At 72.6% G+C, this 18,801-nt stretch carries 22 protein-coding genes and 2 pseudogenes; 1 reads left to right on the forward strand and 23 read right to left on the reverse strand.

Translation table 11 applies throughout. The features are described from left to right. Positions 1-3 precede the first annotated feature (3 nt). The 23 genes and pseudogenes from ASC99_RS07750 to ASC99_RS07850 form a co-directional block, all read right to left on the reverse strand. Positions 4-195: a hypothetical protein gene (locus ASC99_RS07750; protein WP_057229758.1), complete on the reverse strand. Its 192-nt coding sequence runs from the start codon at positions 193-195 to the stop codon at positions 4-6. 218 nt (positions 196-413) lie between these two features. Further along, a complete protein-coding gene (locus tag ASC99_RS07755) occupies positions 414-812 on the reverse strand; it encodes a hypothetical protein (protein WP_057229760.1) in 399 nt (132 codons plus the stop codon). Next, positions 809-1,645, reverse strand: a complete 837-nt coding sequence (locus tag ASC99_RS07760; RefSeq protein WP_057229762.1) for a hypothetical protein — start codon at positions 1,643-1,645, stop codon at positions 809-811. Before ASC99_RS07760 ends, ASC99_RS07755 begins: the two co-directional genes overlap by 4 nt. Further along, positions 1,642-2,322 carry a hypothetical protein gene (locus ASC99_RS07765; RefSeq protein ID WP_057229763.1) on the reverse strand — a complete coding sequence of 227 codons (681 nt, stop codon included), beginning with the start codon at positions 2,320-2,322 and terminating at the stop codon, positions 1,642-1,644. The genes ASC99_RS07760 and ASC99_RS07765 overlap by 4 nt, the downstream gene beginning before the upstream one ends. Continuing rightward, the gene (locus ASC99_RS07770) at positions 2,319-2,786 is read right to left on the reverse strand and encodes a hypothetical protein (protein ID WP_057229765.1); all 468 of its coding nucleotides are present in this window, start codon (positions 2,784-2,786) and stop codon (positions 2,319-2,321) included. The genes ASC99_RS07765 and ASC99_RS07770 overlap by 4 nt, the downstream gene beginning before the upstream one ends. Before the next feature lie 21 nt (positions 2,787-2,807). Continuing rightward, positions 2,808-3,305, reverse strand: a complete 498-nt coding sequence (locus tag ASC99_RS07775) for a hypothetical protein (protein WP_057229768.1) — start codon at positions 3,303-3,305, stop codon at positions 2,808-2,810. A gap of 21 nt (positions 3,306-3,326) precedes the next feature. Beyond that, positions 3,327-4,316, reverse strand: a complete 990-nt coding sequence (locus tag ASC99_RS07780; protein WP_057229770.1) for a hypothetical protein — start codon at positions 4,314-4,316, stop codon at positions 3,327-3,329. Positions 4,317-4,514: 198 nt separating this feature from the next. Further along, positions 4,515-5,477 (reverse strand): hypothetical protein, encoded by a 963-nt coding sequence (locus ASC99_RS07785; RefSeq protein ID WP_057229772.1) that lies wholly within the window; start codon positions 5,475-5,477, stop codon positions 4,515-4,517. Between the two features lie 38 nt (positions 5,478-5,515). Beyond that, positions 5,516-6,262 (reverse strand): hypothetical protein, encoded by a 747-nt coding sequence (locus ASC99_RS07790; protein ID WP_057229774.1) that lies wholly within the window; start codon positions 6,260-6,262, stop codon positions 5,516-5,518. Then, positions 6,259-6,648 carry a hypothetical protein gene (locus ASC99_RS07795; RefSeq protein WP_057229776.1) on the reverse strand — a complete coding sequence of 130 codons (390 nt, stop codon included), beginning with the start codon at positions 6,646-6,648 and terminating at the stop codon, positions 6,259-6,261. Before ASC99_RS07795 ends, ASC99_RS07790 begins: the two co-directional genes overlap by 4 nt. 126 nt (positions 6,649-6,774) lie before the next feature. Beyond that, complete coding sequence (locus ASC99_RS07800) at positions 6,775-7,323, reverse strand: hypothetical protein (protein WP_057229778.1); 549 nt, start codon at positions 7,321-7,323, stop codon at positions 6,775-6,777. 135 nt (positions 7,324-7,458) lie between these two features. Continuing rightward, entirely contained in the window at positions 7,459-8,112 is a 654-nt protein-coding gene (locus ASC99_RS07805) for a hypothetical protein (protein ID WP_057229780.1), read from the reverse strand. A gap of 46 nt (positions 8,113-8,158) precedes the next feature. Next, positions 8,159-8,668 carry a hypothetical protein gene (locus ASC99_RS07810; protein ID WP_057229782.1) on the reverse strand — a complete coding sequence of 170 codons (510 nt, stop codon included), beginning with the start codon at positions 8,666-8,668 and terminating at the stop codon, positions 8,159-8,161. Next, positions 8,665-9,246, reverse strand: a complete 582-nt coding sequence (locus ASC99_RS07815; RefSeq protein WP_235502987.1) for a hypothetical protein — start codon at positions 9,244-9,246, stop codon at positions 8,665-8,667. Before ASC99_RS07815 ends, ASC99_RS07810 begins: the two co-directional genes overlap by 4 nt. A 102-nt stretch (positions 9,247-9,348) precedes the next feature. Next, positions 9,349-9,621: pseudogene (locus ASC99_RS40160) on the reverse strand (ParB N-terminal domain-containing protein); the annotation flags it as partial. Then, positions 9,546-10,679 carry a hypothetical protein gene (locus ASC99_RS39335; protein ID WP_157543770.1) on the reverse strand — a complete coding sequence of 378 codons (1,134 nt, stop codon included), beginning with the start codon at positions 10,677-10,679 and terminating at the stop codon, positions 9,546-9,548. The pseudogene ASC99_RS40160 and the gene ASC99_RS39335, both read right to left, overlap by 76 nt. Beyond that, on the reverse strand, positions 10,676-12,253 hold the full coding sequence (locus ASC99_RS07820; RefSeq protein ID WP_057229784.1) for an ATP-binding protein: 1,578 nt from the start codon (positions 12,251-12,253) through the stop codon (positions 10,676-10,678). Before ASC99_RS07820 ends, ASC99_RS39335 begins: the two co-directional genes overlap by 4 nt. Before the next feature lie 28 nt (positions 12,254-12,281). Continuing rightward, entirely contained in the window at positions 12,282-12,713 is a 432-nt protein-coding gene (locus ASC99_RS07825; protein ID WP_057229785.1) for a DUF6238 family protein, read from the reverse strand. Between the two features lie 17 nt (positions 12,714-12,730). After that, entirely contained in the window at positions 12,731-14,191 is a 1,461-nt protein-coding gene (locus ASC99_RS07830; protein WP_057229787.1) for an SCO6880 family protein, read from the reverse strand. Positions 14,192-14,328: 137 nt separating this feature from the next. Beyond that, positions 14,329-15,759, reverse strand: a complete 1,431-nt coding sequence (locus tag ASC99_RS07835) for a conjugal transfer protein TrbL family protein (RefSeq protein ID WP_057229789.1) — start codon at positions 15,757-15,759, stop codon at positions 14,329-14,331. A 92-nt stretch (positions 15,760-15,851) separates the two neighbouring features. Next, on the reverse strand, positions 15,852-16,124 hold the full coding sequence (locus tag ASC99_RS07840; protein ID WP_157531426.1) for a hypothetical protein: 273 nt from the start codon (positions 16,122-16,124) through the stop codon (positions 15,852-15,854). A 343-nt stretch (positions 16,125-16,467) separates the two neighbouring features. After that, positions 16,468-16,776 (reverse strand): DUF6112 family protein, encoded by a 309-nt coding sequence (locus ASC99_RS07845; protein ID WP_057229838.1) that lies wholly within the window; start codon positions 16,774-16,776, stop codon positions 16,468-16,470. Between the two features lie 337 nt (positions 16,777-17,113). Next, positions 17,114-18,244 (reverse strand): C40 family peptidase, encoded by a 1,131-nt coding sequence (locus ASC99_RS07850; RefSeq protein WP_057229791.1) that lies wholly within the window; start codon positions 18,242-18,244, stop codon positions 17,114-17,116. A gap of 449 nt (positions 18,245-18,693) precedes the next feature. Here ASC99_RS07850 and ASC99_RS40165 point away from each other — a divergent pair. Beyond that, positions 18,694-18,801 (forward strand): annotated as a pseudogene (locus ASC99_RS40165) (site-specific DNA-methyltransferase); the annotation flags it as partial.

Here is an 18,801-nt window from a genome sequence, read left to right on the forward strand (position 1 = left end):
GTGCTACCGGGTGAGTGCACCGGTGCGGGACTGGCGCAGGCCGGGGGCGTCGGCCGACGACGGGGCCGGCGAGGCCGGCGGGGAGAGCCTGGCGGCGGTGCGAGTGCGGGTCCGGCTGCGGGCGGCTTCGGCGCGGGCCTGGACGGCGATGGCGCGGGCACTGGCGGTGGGTTCGGCTGTGTCGGTGGGCGGCATCGGCCTCGCCGGCGCGGTACCCGGCTTGCGTCAGCGTGCTGCTCGCGCTCTGCAGGCCAAGGGCCAGCGGGCGGGATAGGTGTCGGGCGGCCAGCCGTGCACCTGGACCAGCGGCTGGCGCACACGGCCGATCTCTCCCGCCCCGGCCAGGCAGCGGGGGCGGGGGCGGAACTCGCCTTGGGTCGTCATCGGATTGCGCCTCCTGCAGGCGAGTTGGGTCAGCGTCTGCGCGGTGCGGCTGGGGCCGGCGGCGGCTTCGCCGCGGGCGGAGCTTCGGCGGCCTCGCCGCTGTGGCGGACCGCGGCCGAGCGAATCCGGGCCGGGTTGGCCGACAGGGTGCGCAGCTGGGCGGGAAGGTTGGCGAGGTCGGCGCCGGCCTCCCAGATCTCGTCCGCGGCTCGGCCGAGCGGCTGCCACAGGTATGCGCCGCCGGGCCGGTCCTTGGTCCATCGGCTGGCGGTGGCGACCGCGTCGGAGAGGGCCTCCAGCGTGCCGCCGTCGCGGGTGATCTCCTCGACCAGGGCGGCGACTTCGGCGGGGCCGGTGGCGTCGCGGATCCGGCTCGCGACCTCGCGCAGAGCTGCGGTGGCGTCGGCCGGGGCGGGCTGGGTGTTCACCGGCGCCTTCCCGTGGCGGGGGCCGGTTCGCTCTGCGGGGTACCCGCCTGCGCAGGTCCGGGCGGCCGCGCGCCGGTGCGGGAGGTGATCTTGGCGGCCTGGGCTCGGGGACGGTCGGCGGCATTGCCGGGCCTGCAGTGGCCCCAAGGCCACTGGCCGCCGATCGCATACAGGCCGCGGTCGTCGGGGACGACGTGCATCCGGCCGCCCTCGCCGTCGTACTCCGTGGGCCAGCTGTAGACCAGCGACCCGTCGGGCTTGAACGCGGCCTCGAAGCCGGCGTTGTCGGCGAGCAGGTCGGCGACGATCCGCTCGGCGACCGCGCGGGTGAACAGCGGGGCACTGTAGGCGTCGACGAAACCGGCGCAGGTCGCAGCCAGGCCCGGCAGCGGAGCATGCTGGGAGCCGTCCGGCCAGAACAGGTGGACCCGTTCGTCGCCTCGGACCTCGGGGCCGTCCCACAGCTGCTGCTCCACCGCCCGGACTGCTGCGGCAGCTTCTGCGGGGCGGGTGTGGCCGGCCATCAGGCGCAGCGCCGCCGGGAGGTGCAGAGCGGCACCGGCGAGGGCGTCGTTGATGGCTTCCTCAGCACCGGCGACCTGACGGTCGAGTTCGTACAGGTGGCCGCTGGACGGGTCGGGGCGAAGGGCTTCGTCCCAGGCGTCGAGGTCGGTGCGGACAGTGGCGGCCATCTGGTGGGTGAGGGTGAGCAGCCCGCCGTTGATGGCGAGGGTCCGCAGCAGCGTCTGCCCGGGTCGGCCTGGGGATGCGTCGAGTTGGTCGGCGAGAACACGCAGCCACCTGGCGTAGGTCTGCGGGGGTGTGGGGGTCAAGCTCGCGCTCTCCTGGGGTCGAGGATGGTGTGAGCGGGTGCCCCGGTGGCGCTGACGGGCATCGAGGTGGCGGTGCGGGCGGCCGGGGAGCAGGCGCGGGCGGCTTCGGTCCGCTCGGCGAACGGGTCGGTCGGCGGCGGAGCGGCGGTGCTGGCGGCGAGCGCCGCCAGCTGGCCGGCGGAGTCCGCCCCGGCCTGGAACCAGGCGGCGATCCCCTCACGCTCGAACGGGAAGCCGCCCGTACGCCGGGTGGCTTCCGCCCCCGCCGTGAACGCCGCCCGGGCGGTGTCCACCACGTTGCCGCGGCCGACGAGCATCTGCCCGGCGACGTCCGCCAGGTCGTGGATGTCGTCCATGTCGGCCAGGACGTCGGCAAGTTCGCCGAGCCGCTCGCTCAGTTCGCCGAGGATCTCCAGCGCCTGCTCTCCGGCACGGGAGAGTCGCAGTTTCGGGTCGACCTCGACGGTGTAGCCGGCCCGTTCCAGGCGGCTGGCGGCCTCGCCGACCAGGGCGAGCCGGGTGAGCGGGCCTTCGAGGGTGTGGAGGGAGACCGGGTGCGGGGCGCGGCGCGGCGGGGTGAATCCGAGCGGTGCCAACAGGGCGAGAGCGGCCTGGTCCGCGCCGTTCACCTCGGCGTAGCCGAAGGTGCCGGGGGTGATGCGGACCGGGTCGGTCACCGCCGCACCGAGAGGGCGGCGGCGGCGCTCACCACGGTGCCCGGCGCCGGGGCGGGCTGCGAGTCCTGCCCGGCCCTGGCGGTGGTGCGTTGGGCGGCGGCAGAGCGCGGGGACAGCCCGGCGGTATCGGTGGGGAACTCCACTCCGTAGCCGCGCAGTTGGGTGGTGATCTGTTCCAGGTGCAGGCGCAGCAGGACGGTGGTGGCGCTGGCCTGCCCGAGCTGCTCGGCCGCGCCTTGGGCCGATGGTGTGGCACTGGCGCCGACGGCGGACTCGGCGGCCCGGCGCAGGGTCTCCTCGACCTCGTGGAGCAGGGGCTCCAGCAGGGCGAGCGGGCGGGCGATGTCGCTGGGCAGCTCGCCGTCGGCGAGGGAGTCACCCAGGTGGCGCACCGCCCAGGAGGCGATGCGGGAGCAGTCGTTGTCGTCGGGCTGGCTGAGGGCGAGGGCGGTGGTCAGGCTCAAGTGGGGTGCGTGCCTTATCCGTTAGTACGGGTTCTCGGTGCTGCGGTCGGCGTCGGTGGCGGCCTCCAGGAGCTCGGGCAGGTCAACGGGGGCGGCTTCGCGCTGGTCGAGCCACCAGCCCGCACGGTCGACGGTGCGGGCCTGCGCCTCGACCTCCTCCCACCGGCCCTCGGTGAGCGGTCCCTCGACGACGAGCGCCTTGTAGGCGGCGGCGACGAGCTGGTGGCGGCACCGCTCGCCCCAGTCCAGGATCTTCTCGGGCCCAGACAGCGGCGGCATGCGGTACTGCTCGGCCCACGCGGCGGCGGCCTGCTGCTCCTCGGCGCGGCGGCCGGCGATCCACGCGGCGCGCTCCTCGGCGCGGTTGCCGTCCCGCTGGGCGCGCCAGCAGTCAGTGCAGTCACGCCCCGAGAGCCAGCGGGCGTAGCCGGCGCGCCGGTCGGCCGGGCGGGCGGAGAGGTCGTGCTCGACCTCGTCCCCGCAGGCGTGGGTGACGACCCAACGGGTCTTAACGGCCAAGGTGTTGGTCCTTCGGGAGTGTCAGCGGGAGTGGTTGATGTAGGCCAGCCGCGGGTCGACGCTCTGGGCTGCGGCCTCGACGGGCTGCGCGGCACTGACCCGGCCCAGCCGCAGGCTGGTGGCGGTGGCGGCCTGGGCTCGGGCACCGAGCGCGGGCGAGGCAGCGGGGCGCGCGGCCTGGGCGGGGCGCCAGGCGCGGGCGGGGGCCGCAGCGGAGATCGTCTCCAGGTCGCGGCGCACGCCGCCGAGCGTGGTCTGCGCCTGCTCCAGGACGGCCGAGACCTGCGCCGGGTCCAGCGCCTGCGGGTCGTCGCGCAGCTGCTGGGCGAGCCCGTCCAGGATCTCCTGGACGGCTGCGAGCGCCGCCTGACGGTTACTCAGCAGCGCGCCCACCCGGCTGTCCTGCGCTGCCTGGCCCGGGGCCGGGTGGAGCTGGGTGGCGAACGGGTCCAGACCAGCCGTCGGCGCGGTCGGGCGGTCCGTGTCCTGCTTCGGCGCCGGGATGATCCGGGTGGCGAAGGGGTCCTGGAGTTCGGGCTCGCCGTCCGCGTCGGCGGCGGCCTTGATCACGCGGGTGTGGAACGGGTCCTGGTCGTCCGCGAGCGGGTGCGGCTCGAAGGCGGTGTCGGCGGCGACGCTCAGCCCGGCCGCGCGCAGCTTCGCGACCGTGTCGCGGGCCCGCTCGGGTCCGCCTGCCTGCTGCTCGGTCAACGAGAGCAGGGTCGGGTGGCCGGGGACCCGGTAGAAGCCGGCCGTGGCCAGGAGCCGGGCGGCGGCCGGGCTGCCCGACGGGTTGGTGGCGGTGATGCCGTGCAGGGGGTGCTCGCCCACGGCCACGTCGCTGTTCCCGGCCGGTGCGGATGTCGTCGGCGCGGTGGCGGCCCCGGGAGTGACGATCGTCGCGCCGACCCCGGCGGCGACCGACGAGGGCGAGGGGTGACCGGGGTGAGCGCTGGACTCGAACTCCGGGTCCGCGCGGACCTCGGCGCCGATGGAGCGCAGGGCCGCCACGGTCTGGCGGCCGTGAAGGAAGATGCTGTCGGTCTCGCCGGTGAACGCGAGATCGGTACTGCCGGGAATCGGGGTGAACCCGTAATCGGCCAGCAGGCGCCGCTGCCTGTAGGTGGCGTTTTCCAGACCGGTGGCGGCGACGCCGTGCAGGGAGTGGCGGACGATGCGGATGGCGGGGGTGTCGGTGATGCGGCTCTCCTAGAGCGTGACGGCGGAGGAGGGGAGGGTGGCCGGTGTGTGCGCGGCGGAGGCGGCCTGGCTGACCGGGCGGGCAGGCAGGCCGCGGGCCGCAGCGGTGCTCGCGGCGGTGGCGCGGATGCTGCGCACGGTGGCGATCGGCGCCTCGACGGCGGTGGCGAGAGCGGCCAGGCCGGCCTGGACGGTGGCCAGGGTCTCGGTCAGGCTGCTGGCCTGGTGCCGGGCGATGCCCACCTGCGCGCCGAGGATTTCGCCCTGCTCCGGGGGAAGCCGGGCGATGAACTCCCCTGTGGCGTCGAGGAGTTCCACGAGGTTGGGCAGCGCTCCCGTCTTCGGGTCGAGGGCGGCGTCCAGCACGTCGGCCACGTCGCGGCTGTCGGTGAGACTGCGCAGGTTGACCTGCTCGAGGGCGATGTCCTCGGCGGCTTCGGCGAGACGGTCGGCCGCTGCGGGGGGCGTGGCGAGCCCGACGGTGGCGACCTGAAGACCCAAACCCTGCAGGACCAGGCTGGCCCGGGCCGCGGCCACCAGGGCCTGCCGCTCGCTCGCGCCTTCCGGTGGCAGGTAGAAGTCCCGGTCGGGTGCGGAGCCGTCGTGGTGGAAGCCGAAGGTCCGCAGGACGTCGGGCACCAGGCCCTCGGTGGCGTCGGTGGCCGTCGCCGCGACGATTCCCTCGATCGGGCTGCGGGCGAAGACGACGTCGGCGCCGTCCACCGGCAGCTGGCGCGAGAGCGCATGCTCCCTGGAGGACACGGTGGCCGGCCGGGCCTCGGTGATGAGGTAGGCGGCCTGGGCGGCTCGGGCGACGGCGTCCGGCCCGTCGAAGACGTACTCCCCGTCGGCGGAGCCGCGGGTGCCGCCGTTCTGCTGCAGGAGCCGGTGGGCGCTCTCGGGGGCGTCGGGCCGGAGCCGGGCGGTGATGGAACCGGCGTCGGGGCCCGGCCCGAAGGAGATGTCGGACAAGGGTGTTCCTCGCTTGATGAAGGGGGTTGGTGGGTCGGTCAACGACGCAGGCCAGGTGCCGCCGCGGGGGGCGGGGCGGCGGTGTGCTCGCGGGACGTCCCGGGCGTGAAGGCACGGGAGGCGGCGGTGGCGGCACGGGCCCGCACCGATACCGGGTGCCGGGTCTCGCGCAGGATGTGCTGCCGGAAGCTGCGACGGACGTGGCCGGCGAACGACGCCGGGGGCTCGCCGGTGACGTACAGCTGGTTCCGCGGGAGGTGGTGCTGCAGCTCCAGGTAGTTGTCTGGCCGGTCGCGTTCGGAGGCGATCATCCACTCGTTGTCGCCGAACGTCCGACGGGCCTCCACCAGCAGCTCGCCGCGCGCGATCATTTCGGTGACCGTCCGGGAGTCGGGCGACTGCGGCCGGCTCAACCGCAGGTCGGCTTCTGCGCGGGCCGCCCGCGCGGTTGCCGCCGCGTCCGGGAACGGCCCCTCCGAGGTCAGCCAGGCGTAGTGGCGCACCACGTCGGCCAAACGCTGCTGCGGCGTATGCCAGTTGCGCACCGGCTCGCCTGCGGCAGCGAGGAGGCGGACTGCGGCAGCAGCGGCGTCGGCCTGCTCGAACACCGGGACCGCCTGGTGCATGTGCCAGGCCCCGAGCGGCTCCGCCCGGTACCAGAAGCCCGCTTCGTCGAGGACTTCCTTGACGGCCGGGTCCAGTCGCCGGGGCGCGACGACGAACTCGCCCAGGTCGAACTCCCAGCCGAAGCCCAGAACTGCGCCGGGGTTGCGGGGAGCGGTCACCGGCGCAGGGCGGCGGCGAGCGGCACATGCACCGCTGCCGGCACTGGTACGGAGGTGGCCGGCGGGCGGTTCCGCATCTCCTCGACGCGGGCCAGCAGGTCCATCTCGGCCTGGTCGCGGGCGGCTGCGGCGTCCTCCAGGATCTCCAGCTGGTCGGAGAGGTCGGCGAGCAGCTGATCGTCGACCCTGCGCTGGCGGTCGGCGCAGATCAGCAGCCGCACGCGCTCGAACGCCACTGCCGTCTCGGCTTTCGTCAGCGCGCGGTGGGCGTCCAGGACGCGGGCGCCCTGGGCGCTCAGTCGGGCCTCCTCGGCGTGGAGGGAGGCGATGCTGGTGCCGACGGCTGCCTCCACGCGGGAGTCCAGTCGGGTGAGGGAAGCGGGCATGAGGGAACTCCAGGAGGCGAAAATGGGGAGACAGTGACTGACCGTCACGGCCGGGAGCGGGACGAGTGCCGGTCCGGGCGCCGCGCGGTTGGATGAGCGGGGCGCCCGGGACAGCCGGGCAGACGGTCAGCGCGCGCGGGCGGCCGACTTGGTGACCACGACGGCGGGAGTGGGAGCGGGCTCGTCCGGGGTCGCGGGCGGCGCGGAGGCGGAGCGGATCTTGCCCGAGCTGGCCCGGGCTGCCGCTGCGGCGGCCTTCGGCATGAGACTCATCAGGCGCGAGTCCTTGCTCCAGAGCTCGGCGCGGTCAGTGAAGCGGGTGGTCGGGTCGGTGTCCCAGGGGACCAACGGTCCGCGCTCGTGCTCGTACAGGCCGATCACCTCGACACCGTGCGGGTGCAGGACGTACGCCCAGTCCAGCCCCTCGGTGTTGTCGTGGGTGACGATGTCCTTCGCGGGCGCCGAGCCGTCCGAGCTGATGATCTCGTCGGCGTCGAACTGCTTGCTGGGCTCACTCCCCCAGGGTCCGTTGATGGCGGCGCGCACGTCGTCGGGAGCGCTGTCGACCAGCTCGCTGCCGAGGGTCGACCAGCCGATCGCCGGGGCGTCGATGAGATAGGCGGCCAGGGCCTCGACGTCGCCGCCGAACCGGTGCTGGAAGGCGCCGAGCAGCAAAGGGAGTTGGTGGCTCGGGTACCCGTCGTAGTGGCAGTAGATACCGGTGTAGCCGCCGCTCTCAGTGGGGCGGGCGATGACCGAGCGGGTGGACAGAGTGCCTCCAGGGGCGGACGGGGAACGGGGGTTGGGCTGTCAGCGCGAGCGGACGGCGCTGCCCGGTGCGGGAACCGGGAGTGCCCGGTCGGGCGGGAGTGCCGGGGCTGTGGCCAGCGCGGTGCGGGTGGCCGCCGCTGCCGTGCGGACAGCGGGCGCCGGGACCGGCTGCTCCAGCGGGAGGCCGAAGTCCGCTCGCGCGGTGTCGAGGTCCTCGTACCGCGTGACGCCGAAGAAGCCGCCGCCCTCGGTGATGAAGACCGCAGCGTCGCCGTCGGCGGCATATCCGGTCAGGAAGCTGGTCGTGCCGTCGGCCTTGCTGCGGCGGGCGTGGACGACGAGGTGGCCCGCCTGGATGTCGGATGCCACGTGGTGCATCCAGATGGTCCCCGGCTCGCGGGTCAGCACGGGTCCGTCGGCGGTCCCCGCGACGACGGCCTGCTGCTGTTCCTCCGCGGCGTAGAGGCGGAGGACGTCGTAGCCCGAGGCGGTCAGCAGGCGGGTGGCGTCGGTGGAGATCCGCCGGCCAACGGACATTGGGGTGTCGCGTCGCAGGCGGTGCAGTCCGGTGGCGTCGTGCCGGACGAAGCCGGCCTGCTCCAGCTGCTGGCGGCCGCGGTTGTCAACGCTGGCTGCGGTGAGCGTCTCCAGCGCGGGGTCGAGATGGATGGTGATGGTGAGGGAAGAGGACACAGACCTCCGATCGAGGCAGAGAGGGATGGTGGGCTGCGGCTGGTGTCTAGTCGGCGTCGGTCTCGAAGTCGGGGTCGGCGTTGGGGTTGTGGACGTAGCCGAAGACGATCCGCTCCAGCTCGCCGAGCAGGAGGTCGCTGTGGAGGCGGAAGGCGTCGAGCCGTTCGGCGACGTAGTCCTGCCGGATGGTCTCGGCCTGGGCCACTCGGGCGAGGTTCTGGCTGGCCAGCCGGCCCCACTCCAGGAGGTCGGTGGGGGTGGCGGACTCCATCCACACCCACTTGCCGGAGCCCAGCTTGAGGATTCCCTGGGGGTGGAACATGCCCGATCGGCGCCTCGGGTTCGGGCTTCGTCGCTCGCCGAACCCCCGCACCAGGCCGTGCGCGAGTTTGTCCAAGGCCTCAGCCTGGATGTGCACTTCGAGGTCGTCGGCGGACAGCCGCTTGCGGACCTCAGACTCGAAATCGGTCTTGTGGAAGCGGCCGGTGTCGTCGGTGACGGTGCGGGCGGCGTCCTCGACGATCTCCTGCAGCCGGATCTCGGCGGTCTTGCTCATGCGGCCTCGCGCTCTCGCCATGCCTGGGCCATCTCGGCCAGGGCCTCCATCGCCTGGTCGATCACCTCGCTGGTGATCGCCCGGCCGGTCAGCATGAACTCCTGGTCGTAGAGCCGGACAGTGTCCGTGCCGCGGGCCTGCGCCAGCGGCGGGACCACCTCGCAGAGGAACTGGGTCGCGACGCGGCGTTGGCGGACCTCTTCCTCGGCTCGTTCCTTGCGCTCCGTCCATGCCGCGGCCAGGCTGAGCTCGCCCTCGACGACCTTGTCCGCCAGCTCTGCGTCCTCCGCGCGAAGCCGGGCGAGCCGGTTCTCCACGGAGTCGGCCTGGGCCTTGGTTTCGCGGGCGGTCTTGTACGCCTCGTCCAAGGTGAGGGCCCCGGTGATCACCGGATCAATCAGGTCGGGTGCATGCTGCAGCACGGTGTTGGCGAGCCCGATACGGCCGAGAGTCAGGCCGGTTTCCTCGCTGACCTGCCGGGCGGACTGGTGTTTCGCCACGAAACGGTCGCCCTGTTTCGCGGCGAAACGCTCACTCTGTTTCGTGACGAAACGGGCCTTGGCCACGATCATCGCCATCTGGCCCTTGGTGAGGTTACGGCGCCTGATGTTGATCGACAGGGCGTAGCCGTCGGCGTCGTCACCCTCGTAAGTGCTGAACTTCGGCTCGATGCAAGCGAGTTCGCAGGCGCGGAGGCGGTTGCGACCGTCGAGGAGTCGGCCTTGATCGTCGAGGATGATCGGCTGGAGTTGGCCGCGGGTGGCTATGTCGTCGGCGAGAGCTTGCAGTTCGTCGTCGTCGAGCAGCGGGAAGATGGCGGCGGTGGGATGGAACTCGATGAGTTGCTCCTGATCGAGGGGCTTACCCGGCGCGTACGTCAGCGGCTGCGGGTGGGGGACGGCGGAAACGGGATGGCGGGAGGCGGCGCGAGCGGCGCTTCCCGTGGCTGGGATGCGCGAGCGCTGCGGGTGGTGGCGGCTGCGGCTCGGACGGCGATCTCGTCCAGGACTTGCGGGGAAGCAGCGGAGAGCGGTTCGCCTCCCTCGATCAGCCGGGGAAAGGCGGCGGTGGCACGCTCGCGGCTCGGGAAGGTCTCGGTGATCCCGAGGACACCACCCTCGTCGATGATGTGCATCGCGGCGCCGGTGCGTTCGTCCGTGACGCTGGTCAGCAGATGGCCGAGGTCCTGCTCGACGTAATGCCAGTCCACGACGAGGTGGCCGGCGGCGATCCCGGCGTAGACCTCGGCCGTTTGAGCCGCGAGGTCCTGTTCCCAGGCCGTGGAGTGTTCCTTGGAGCCGCACTCCGTCTGCTCGTACGGCCGCAGGTGGTCGGGGTGCGGACCGGCGACCATCCGGGGGTCGGGCGGCTCACCGGGTCCGCGCAGGCCGCGCAGCGGGTGCGCCTCGTAGTCCTTGGTGAGGCCGCTCCGGATCTCGCTGACCTCACGGCTGATCGCCTGGATCTGCTCAGCGAGTTCGTGGAGACGCTCAACGCGGGGAACGTTGCGTTCGCCGAAGTCGGCGGCCCAGTCTGCGGTCGCGGTCAGCGCGGCGGAGGCCGCGTAGAGGACACCGTCACCGGGGGCGGTGATCTCCGCGAGCAGCGAGGCCATATCGCTGGTGTCGCGGGCGTAGCGGATCCGGTCGGCATGCTCATAGGTCTGCTGCCCGGCGGTGGTGTGGACGGGTGGCAGCGGCTGAGCGACGGGGACAGCCAGTGCGGGATGGAGGTCGACCGTGATGCCGGCGCGGGTGAGCGCCACGGCCGCACGGGAGGCGGCAAGGTCACGTTCCGGACGGGAGAGGCCGTTCGGCAGCCTGTACTCGGCGCTCTCGTCCAGCCGGAAGGGGGCACCTGGGGAGAAGGTCGGCCCGGGGAGGAATCCGGCCCGCTGGAGAATCCCCGCTGCCATGAACTGCCCGCCGGTGGCGATGGCCGCACCCGGGTCATCGGGTGCGGGGTTGATCACCACGCGCAGCAGGCGGGTGGTGCGCGACGGGCTGCTCATCGGGAGCCGCTGTGCGCTGAGGACTGGACCGGCGGGGTGGTCGGCCCGTCAGTTTTCGTGAACTCACGGGGATTTGCCTGCATGCGGGCGTCGGTGTCGTAGAGGCGGCGCTCTCTCGGGTGGAGCAGATGCTGCACGACGAAGGAGCGCCCGGCGATCTTGTAGAGGCCCCGTCCGCGGGTGAGTGCCGAGATGGCCTGGGTCTCGACGCCGGTCAGGCCCAGGAGGCTTGCGGTGGAGCTGAGTTGGTCGGCTTCCTGGCGGTAGATGATCCTGGTGGCGCAGTCGGTGAGCAGGCCCTCGGCCAGGGCCCGGCCGCGCGAGCCGGCGTCGCCGGCGGACAGCAGGTCGGACAGCCGGTGGATGACGACGAGGTTCGCGATGCCGAGGCCGCGAGAGAGCTTGAACTGCTGCTGCATGCGCTCCAGCAGCGGCAGGTGGCGCATGAGGCGCCACGCCTCGTCGTAGACGACCCAGCGGCGTCCGCCGCCTGGGTCGGACAGTGCGGCCTCCATCCAGGCGGAGGCGCAGGTCATGGCCAGGATCAGGCCGGTGTCGTCGCCGACGGAGCCGAGCTGGGACAGGTCGATGCTGAGCATCGGCGCGTCGGGGTCGAACTCGACGGTCGACGGGGCGTCGAACATCCCGGCCAGGTCGCCCTGGACGAGCCGCCGCAGGGCGTGGGCGAGGTCTTCAGCGGCGGCGCCGAGGCGACGGGCCGGGTCTCCGAGCGCGTCGTCGAGGCGCCGGGCGTTGCCGAGCATCGCGGCGACATCGCCCAACAGCGGTACCCGGCCGGTGCGTTCGGCGTCGGCGACGACTTCGTCGAGGGCGATGTCCAGGCCGGTGTGCTCCATCGGCACGAGGTCGCGGTGCAGGACCGTGCGGGCCAGGCTCGCGAGCAGCAGTAGCCGGCGCTTGCGGACCTCCGCCGCCCAGTCCGCCGGGTTGGCACCGGCTGGTGCGTCGGGGGCGTCGAGCGGGTTGAGCCGCCCGCCCATCCCCGGGCCGAGCGCGATGGTGCGCCCGCCGAGTGCCTCGGCGACACCGCTCCACTCGCCCTTCGGGTCGCAGGGGATGTAGACCTTGTATCCGTGCGCGATGCTGCGCAGGGCAAGGGACTTGGCGAGTGCGGACTTGCCCATACCGATCACGCCGGCGAGCAGAACGTTGGGGTTGGTGAACCCTTCGAGGCGGCCGTACAGCTCGAACGGGTCGAAGCAGAAGGAGCCCTCGGCGTGGACGTCGCGGCCGATGTAGACGCCCCCGGTGCCGAGGCCGCCTTCGGCCAGGAACGGGTAGGCGCCTGCTGCGACGGCGGTGGTCATCCGGTGGGGCGGGAGCTTGAGCTTGGCGCCTCGGGCGGAGGCCGGTCCGGGGCGGCCGGTTGTGGGGTAGACCGGGCGGGCGTCGAGTTCGTCGACGGCGGTGTCGTTGTGGCGGCGGGGCCGGTCGGCGAGACGGGCCTCGCGCTGGGCGGCGGTGAGGTCGCGCCGGGCCCGGCGGCGCTCGGCCCGGTCGCCGCGGGCGGGGGTGAACAGCGCGCTGGCGCTGGTGCTGGTGCGTATTCGCAAGGTGGGGTGGGTCTCTCTCGGCCGACGGTCAGCGGCGGATCATGCCGGGTGCGGGTGCGTGCAGGTCGGCGGGGGTGGTGAAGTACCGGATTCGGGCGGATGCCTTGAGGTGTCGCTGGCAGATCGTCAGGTCCGGTGCGCCCTCGGGCAGCCGGGTGGCGCACGCCTCGCGGGTGGGCATCCGGCCGTCGGCGCGCGGGGCGGCGTGGTAGGCGGCGTGCAGGTGCTCGCTGACCTGCCACATCCGGATCCGGGCGTTGTGCAGCTCGTTGCCCTGGGTCGGGACGTGGGGGCGGGTGCGGGCGGTGGCGTGATCGAGCAGCAGGTACAGCGCGACGGCGTGCTCGTGGAGGGCGTCGAGTTCCTCGCGGGTCAGCGGCTTGTCGCTGGTCAGCTCGGTGTCACTGTGGAAGGCGAGGGAGGCGGTGGCGAACCTGATCAGGCTCGGCTCGTCGTGCATGGGGAGCCCTTCGGCGGTCAGAGGCGGGCCAGCGGGAGGGCGGCGGAGGTGAACGCTTCGGCCTGCTGGAGGGTGAGGCGTCGCAGGTCGATCAGTGCGGCGACGGCGGCGGTCTCGACCTGGGCGCAGGCGGCGGAGAGCTGGTCGGCGTCGTCGGCGGAGACGACGAGCAGCCCGGTCATGGCGACGTCGGCGTGGCCGGCGATGAGCTGCAGCTCGCGCTGCTTGACGTCGGCGTACTCGACGGTGTCGGACTCGGAGTCGACCTGGCCGCGGCGCACGCGCTCGGCGGCGTCGGCGATGATCGTCGACTTCTTGCGCTGGACGTCCTTCAACGCTGCGTCCAGGCCCTGCGGGGTGTAGAGGAGGGAGAGGGTGCGCCGCACGCCGGAGGAGTAGAGCAGCTGGTGCAGGAAGCCCGCGCTGGTCTCGGTCCGGGGCCACTGCTCGATCCAGAAGACGGCGTGGTGCGCGGAGTCGGTGCGGATCTTCTCCGCCTCCTCGACCAGGACCACCGGACCCGCGGCGGCGACATCCGCCTCGGGGCGGCCGGCGTCGGACCAGCGCTCCAGCGCGCCCAGGACCGCCGGATCGTAGGCGGTGCGCACGGTTGCGGCGATCTCTCCGGCGGTGAGCCAGCCGCCGGAGGCGAGCCCGGCGCCGCGGATCGAGGCGTCGAGGCTGGCGGTGAGCTGCTGCAGGACACTGAACGCCCCACCGAGTCCGCCTCCGGCCTGGTTGATCAGCCGCCGGGCGGAGCGCAGGTCGAGGGCGACGGCGATGTACGCCTCGTGCGGCGCGGCCGACGGACCGGCGGCGGAGAGCAGGTCCTCGTAGATCGGGCCGGCGACCGGGGTGCTGGGACGGCCGTGCTCCAGCCAGTAGCGCTGGAGCGCGTCGCCGCTGTCGGGGACGGTGCGCTCCATCACCTGGATGCGGGCGATCTGCCCCGAGCGGGACAGGGCGGCAAGCGCCCGGCCCCAGCCGGAGACGTTGCTGCTCTGGGTGGAGGGATCGAGCAGGGCGAACGCGCGGCTGCTGACGCGGGTGACCGCGGTGAGGGTGCCCTGCTGCTGGTCGTGGACGGCGCCGAGCCGCCGGTCAGAGCTGGTGACGGCGCGCAGCGAGGCGGCGGTGCCGGGCAGGTGGAGCAGGCCCTCGACGCGCGGGCGCATCGAGGGGCGGGCCAGCCACAGCAGCTGTCCGCGGGTGCGGCGAAGCCAGTAGCGCAGGGCGATCGGTGCCCATTCGGCCAGCGACCGGCCGCGCACCCGCAGGACGACGACGGCGGCCAGCAGCACCCACAGGGGGGTGAGGGCGAGCGCTGCGACGATGCCGGCGGTCATCAGCACGGCGAGCAGGACGGCGCCGCCGATCGCGGTGAGGACGAGCTGGGGAAGGGTCAGGCCGAGGAGGATGCCCCGGCGGGAGCGGGTGGGGAACTTGATGGTGGCGGGTATCTCGCTGGAGGTGCTCAGGAGGAGGCGCTCTCTTGGTGCGGGGCGGGATGGCGGCCCGGGCCCTCCCGGCCGGCCGGGCCGGGAGGGGCAGAAGCGGGTTCTGCTGGCGGGACGCCCGGGACGGGTGCGAGTCCGGGGAGGTGTCCGGCGGGCCGTCAGGCCGAGGGCGGTCGCTGGGGGAAGACGAACCGCTGGCCGGGACCGGGGGCGGTCGGGCCGGAGGGCGCCGCGATCACCGGGTTGAAGTCCGCTCCGCCGCCGGAGGCCGGTGGCGGGGAGGCCGCCGCTGCGGGAGCGGAGGACCCGGCCGGTGCGGCGGGGCGGCCCGGGGTCGACAGGCTGGTGGCACCGGCTGCTGCGTGGGCGGCTGCGGCCGAGCCGGAACCACCGCCGGATGCCGCCGGGGTACCCGAGGACGCGCCGGAGCTGCTGAGGCGGGTGACCAGCGCACGTCCCTGGTCGCCGTCGCTGCGGTCAGTGGCGGGGCGGCTGGTGAGCGGGACGCCGCCGTCTCCGCCGCCGGAGCGCTGCTCGCCGTAGCGGAACGAGCTGGGCGTCGCCTTGGCCAGGGTGTCAGTGCCCGGGCCCTCCGGCCCGCCACCGCCCTGGCCCGCTCCGGCGGACTGCATGCCGGGGACCTGGGAGGGGCCCGCGGGGCTCCCGCCGGCCATGCCCGCACCGGCCGCAGCGCCGCCGGAGCCAGCGGTCATGGCCATCTGACCGCCCTTCTTGGCGGCGGCGCTGGCCGTCTGGAGCCCGGCGGCGGTCGAGCGGTGCAGGTCGTGCGACTGGCCGTCGCCGGCCCAGTGGATGAACTTGTAGATCATGAACGGCGAGAGCAGGACCAGCGCCATGACGACGAGGCCGGCGATGATGTCGCTGAGCGCCTGAACGCCGTCCTTGGTCTCGCTCTGGCCGATCGCCGAGACGCCGACCAGCATGATGATCGTGATGACCAGCTTGGAGAAGACGACGGTCGCGGTCGCCTCCACCCAGCGCTTGCGCCAGTCACGGGTCGGCTCCCAGGCGCCGCCGGCGGCGGCGAACGGTGCCAGGATCACCAGGACGAGGATGCTGACCTTGCGGAAGATCATCATTCCCCAGTAGAGAATGCCACCGACGGCGCAGCCGAGGGCGACCAGGGCGGGGATGGCCCAGCCCAGCGGTGTGGTGACCGTGATCAGCGAGACCTTGACGATGCGTCGCACCGCGTCGTCCATCGAACTGTTGGCGACGGTGAACAGGCCGCGGGACAGGGCGTCGACCACGACCAGGGCGACACCGGTGAAGGTGATCGCGCACATGGCGAACAGCACCGCGCTGATGGTGCCGGTGACCGCTTGGCCGAGCGCCTGCCCGTCGCGCCGCCAGGCGGCCCGGAGCAGTTGCAGGATGAACGTCATCACGATCATCGTGAGCGCGATCGGCAGGATCAGAGCGTAGTTGGAGCGGAACCAGTCTGCGGAGAGGTCAACGCTGGTGGTCTGGTCGACGGCGCGGCTGGCCAGGTCCACGGCGGACTTCGCGAGGTCGCCGCACGACTTGGCGATCCAGTTGCCGATGCTGTCGGTGATGGAGTCGGACACGCCGCCGACGACTGCTTCGCAGAGCAGCCCCGTGCCCGGAAGATCACAAAAACCGATGGTCTCCTCCTCAAGTGAGAGACGGGATAAGGCAGTTACGGATAGACGGTGGGCGAGATGGCCGCGAGCGCGCAGTTACCGGCGGGCCGGCACTGGACGGCGAGGGTGATGGCGCGGTCCTCGGCTCCCCGGCCGCCGCCATCCCAGGCGATGTCGACTTTGGCGGTGACGGTGACGGCGTAGATGTACGCCGTGGTGAAGGCGGCGGGGTTCCGCCCGATGGCCTTGGTGTAGGAGTCGGGCACGTGGGCGGCGAGAGCGCTGGCCGTGGAGATCTGGCCGGTGTCGCGCAGCCGGGACCACAGCACCGGGTCGGGCACCTGGCCGGCGACGGAATCACCGTCGGCGTACGGGAGTTCAGAGGTGAGCCACAGGCGCAGCCCCGACAGGAAGTCCTTCTGGGTGACCGCGCGCGAGTCGTAGGTCCACAGGGTGCGGGCGAACGCTGCGGCGAAGTCCGTCGGGCTGGAGGTGTGCGGGGGCCGGGCGACGGTGGCGCCCGCCTGGGAGGGAGACGGGCTCGGCGCCAGCCGCCAGCCGGGCGAGGAGCCCGGCCAGCAGACCGGCGACCAGCAGCACGCCCAGCCCGATCAGCAGCCGACGGCGGAAGGTGGAATCACCGTCGGAGAAAAGGGACTTGGGCTTGGGCACTTACTTGACCTGCGTCCCAAGAGCGCTGAAGAAGGCCACGAGGCCGTTGGCCGCACCCAGCAGCAGGGCGACGCCTGCGGCGACCATGGCGCCCTGCTTGCCCTTCGCTTCGGCACCGTGGGAACCGGAGTGGTGGCCCCAGGCCCACACGACGCCGGCGACGCAGAGCGCGCCGACCGTCGCGATCACGGCGAAGAGGTTGATGGAGGAGACGACCTGCTTGAGGACGCTCAGGCCGGGCAGGCCGCCCTCGGCAGGGGTGACGCCGGGGTCGAAGGCGAGGTGGGTGACGGCCTCGGCGGCGAGAATCAGGGACAAACGTGTCTCCAGGTACGGGATTTGGACGTGCCGGGGCGCGCGGCGGCGCCGCGTCAGCACAAGGGGGAAAGGGAGGAGGGAGAGGGTGCTTGTAGGTTCCGGCCATCCCTGTCGTCCGGAACGGCCGCGACCTGCGGCGATGAGCGAGTGTCCGGACGAGTTGTCAGCGGATTCGTCCGGCCGGTCTGTCAGATTCCTCGGAGACCGCGCTTGGGTAGCCCGGCGGGACAGATCGACCGGACAACTGACCTGCGGTTTCCCGCTGATGGCGACGGGTCGATGACAGCTCGACCGGAAACTGACAAGATCAACCGGAACCTGCAGGTGCTCAGGGGGTGATGCGGCGGATCGCGAGCACGCCGGATTTCCACGAGCTGTAGGAGGCGATCCGCACGACATCGCCGGTGTGCGGCGCGTGCACCACGAGGCCGGAGCCGATGTACATCCCCACGTGCTCAGGCCCCTGCAGGCCCTGCTCGGTGAACAGCAGGTCACCGGCGCGCAGTTGGTCGGCGGAAACCGCCGCACCCTGCTTGACCTGGTCGTAGGTGACGCGATCCAGCGTGGCGATCCCGGCCGCCTTGTACGCCTGCTGCAGGAGACTGCTGCAGTCGCACCGGCCCATCGGGTCGGGCCCGTGGCTGTTCAGGCAACTGCCGCCCCACTGGTACGGGGTGTTCAGCTGCCCGAGGGCCCAGCGGATCGCGGACTGCACAGCGGGCGGGACATCGGTGGGGATCTGGAATCCGGCGGGGAGTGCGCCTGCCGGGATGATGCCCCAGTCGGTGGTGGTGTCGGGCGGCGTGCACGAGCCGGGCGAGGTGCCCGGTGTCGGTGTCGCACCGGTCGTCGGCACCTTGAGCGTGGTGCCGATCGCCTGCTGCAGAGCGGTCGCCAGCGGTTCCCACTGCGCGTAGGCGTCCGGATAGCCACTCCGTTGGACCTTCTGCGCCGCGACGGTGAGCGGCAGATCCTGCCAACCAGCCACCGCCAGAAGCGACTTGTAAAAGGCGGTCGAGGAGTACACCGGGTCCTGCAGCTGCGCGGGTGTGCCCCAGCCCTGGCTGGGCCGCTGCTGGAACAAGCCCAGCGAGTCACGGTCGCCGTAGCTCAGGTTCCTGAGCCGTGACTCCTGCGTCGCGGTGGCCAGCGCGATCACCTGGCCACGCGGCGCCACCTTGAGGGCGACGCCGGTGGCGACGATCGCCTGCGCCATCGGAATCTGCACGGTCGGCAGGTCCAGTCCCGCGACGGGTGCGGTCGGACCGGCCGCGCCGGACAGGATCAGGTTGACGGCGGCCTGGATCGCGGCGGTGTCCACAGCTTGTGGGCTGCCGGTGTCCGGGCAGCTCCCGGTGCCGAACGCTCCGGCCTGCTGCGAGGCCATGGCCACGGGCAGGATCAGTGCGAAAGGCGTGAGAAGAACGGCAGCGGCGAGACCCGCGACGGCCTTCTTCACGTGGCCTGCCGGTGGCGTGCGCACTCCTTCCGGTCCGGCTTCGGCGGGGCGTTGAAGGGCATGGCAAGGCGAGGTCCCGTCATGGGAGTCTCCGATCATGGGATGGCGCGGGGCGGCTCATCGAAATGCACCCAGGCGCGGTGGCGAAAATGCTGGCGCCGCAGCCGTGTGGCGTTCTGGTGGAAGTTGCCGCTTCCATCCGGCCAGGTCACGGCGCTTGCGGCGACAGATACGAACGTATGGACCCCGATATCTCCCGTGCAAGGAGTTCGCGGATATTCGCGAAAACTGCCGAACTCCTTGCACGGGAGATATCGCGGCTCCTACGTTCGATGAAGGCCCGGAAGTGCACTGCCCTGCGGGCCTTTCCACGCGCCAGCCGCGACCTGGGCATCCGCCCCGTCGCGGCTGTTTCGCGCGACACTGCCGCCCATTCCTTGCGAGGACATTTGACCGACTTCACCCTGCTCCGGGGCGATGCCCTGACCCGCATGAGCGAGCTGCCCAGCGGCACCGTCGACTGCGTCATCTGCGACCCGCCCTACAACAGCGGCGGG

This window comes from Kitasatospora sp. Root107 (genome assembly GCF_001424875.1).
GTDB lineage: Bacteria > Actinomycetota > Actinomycetes > Streptomycetales > Streptomycetaceae > Kitasatospora.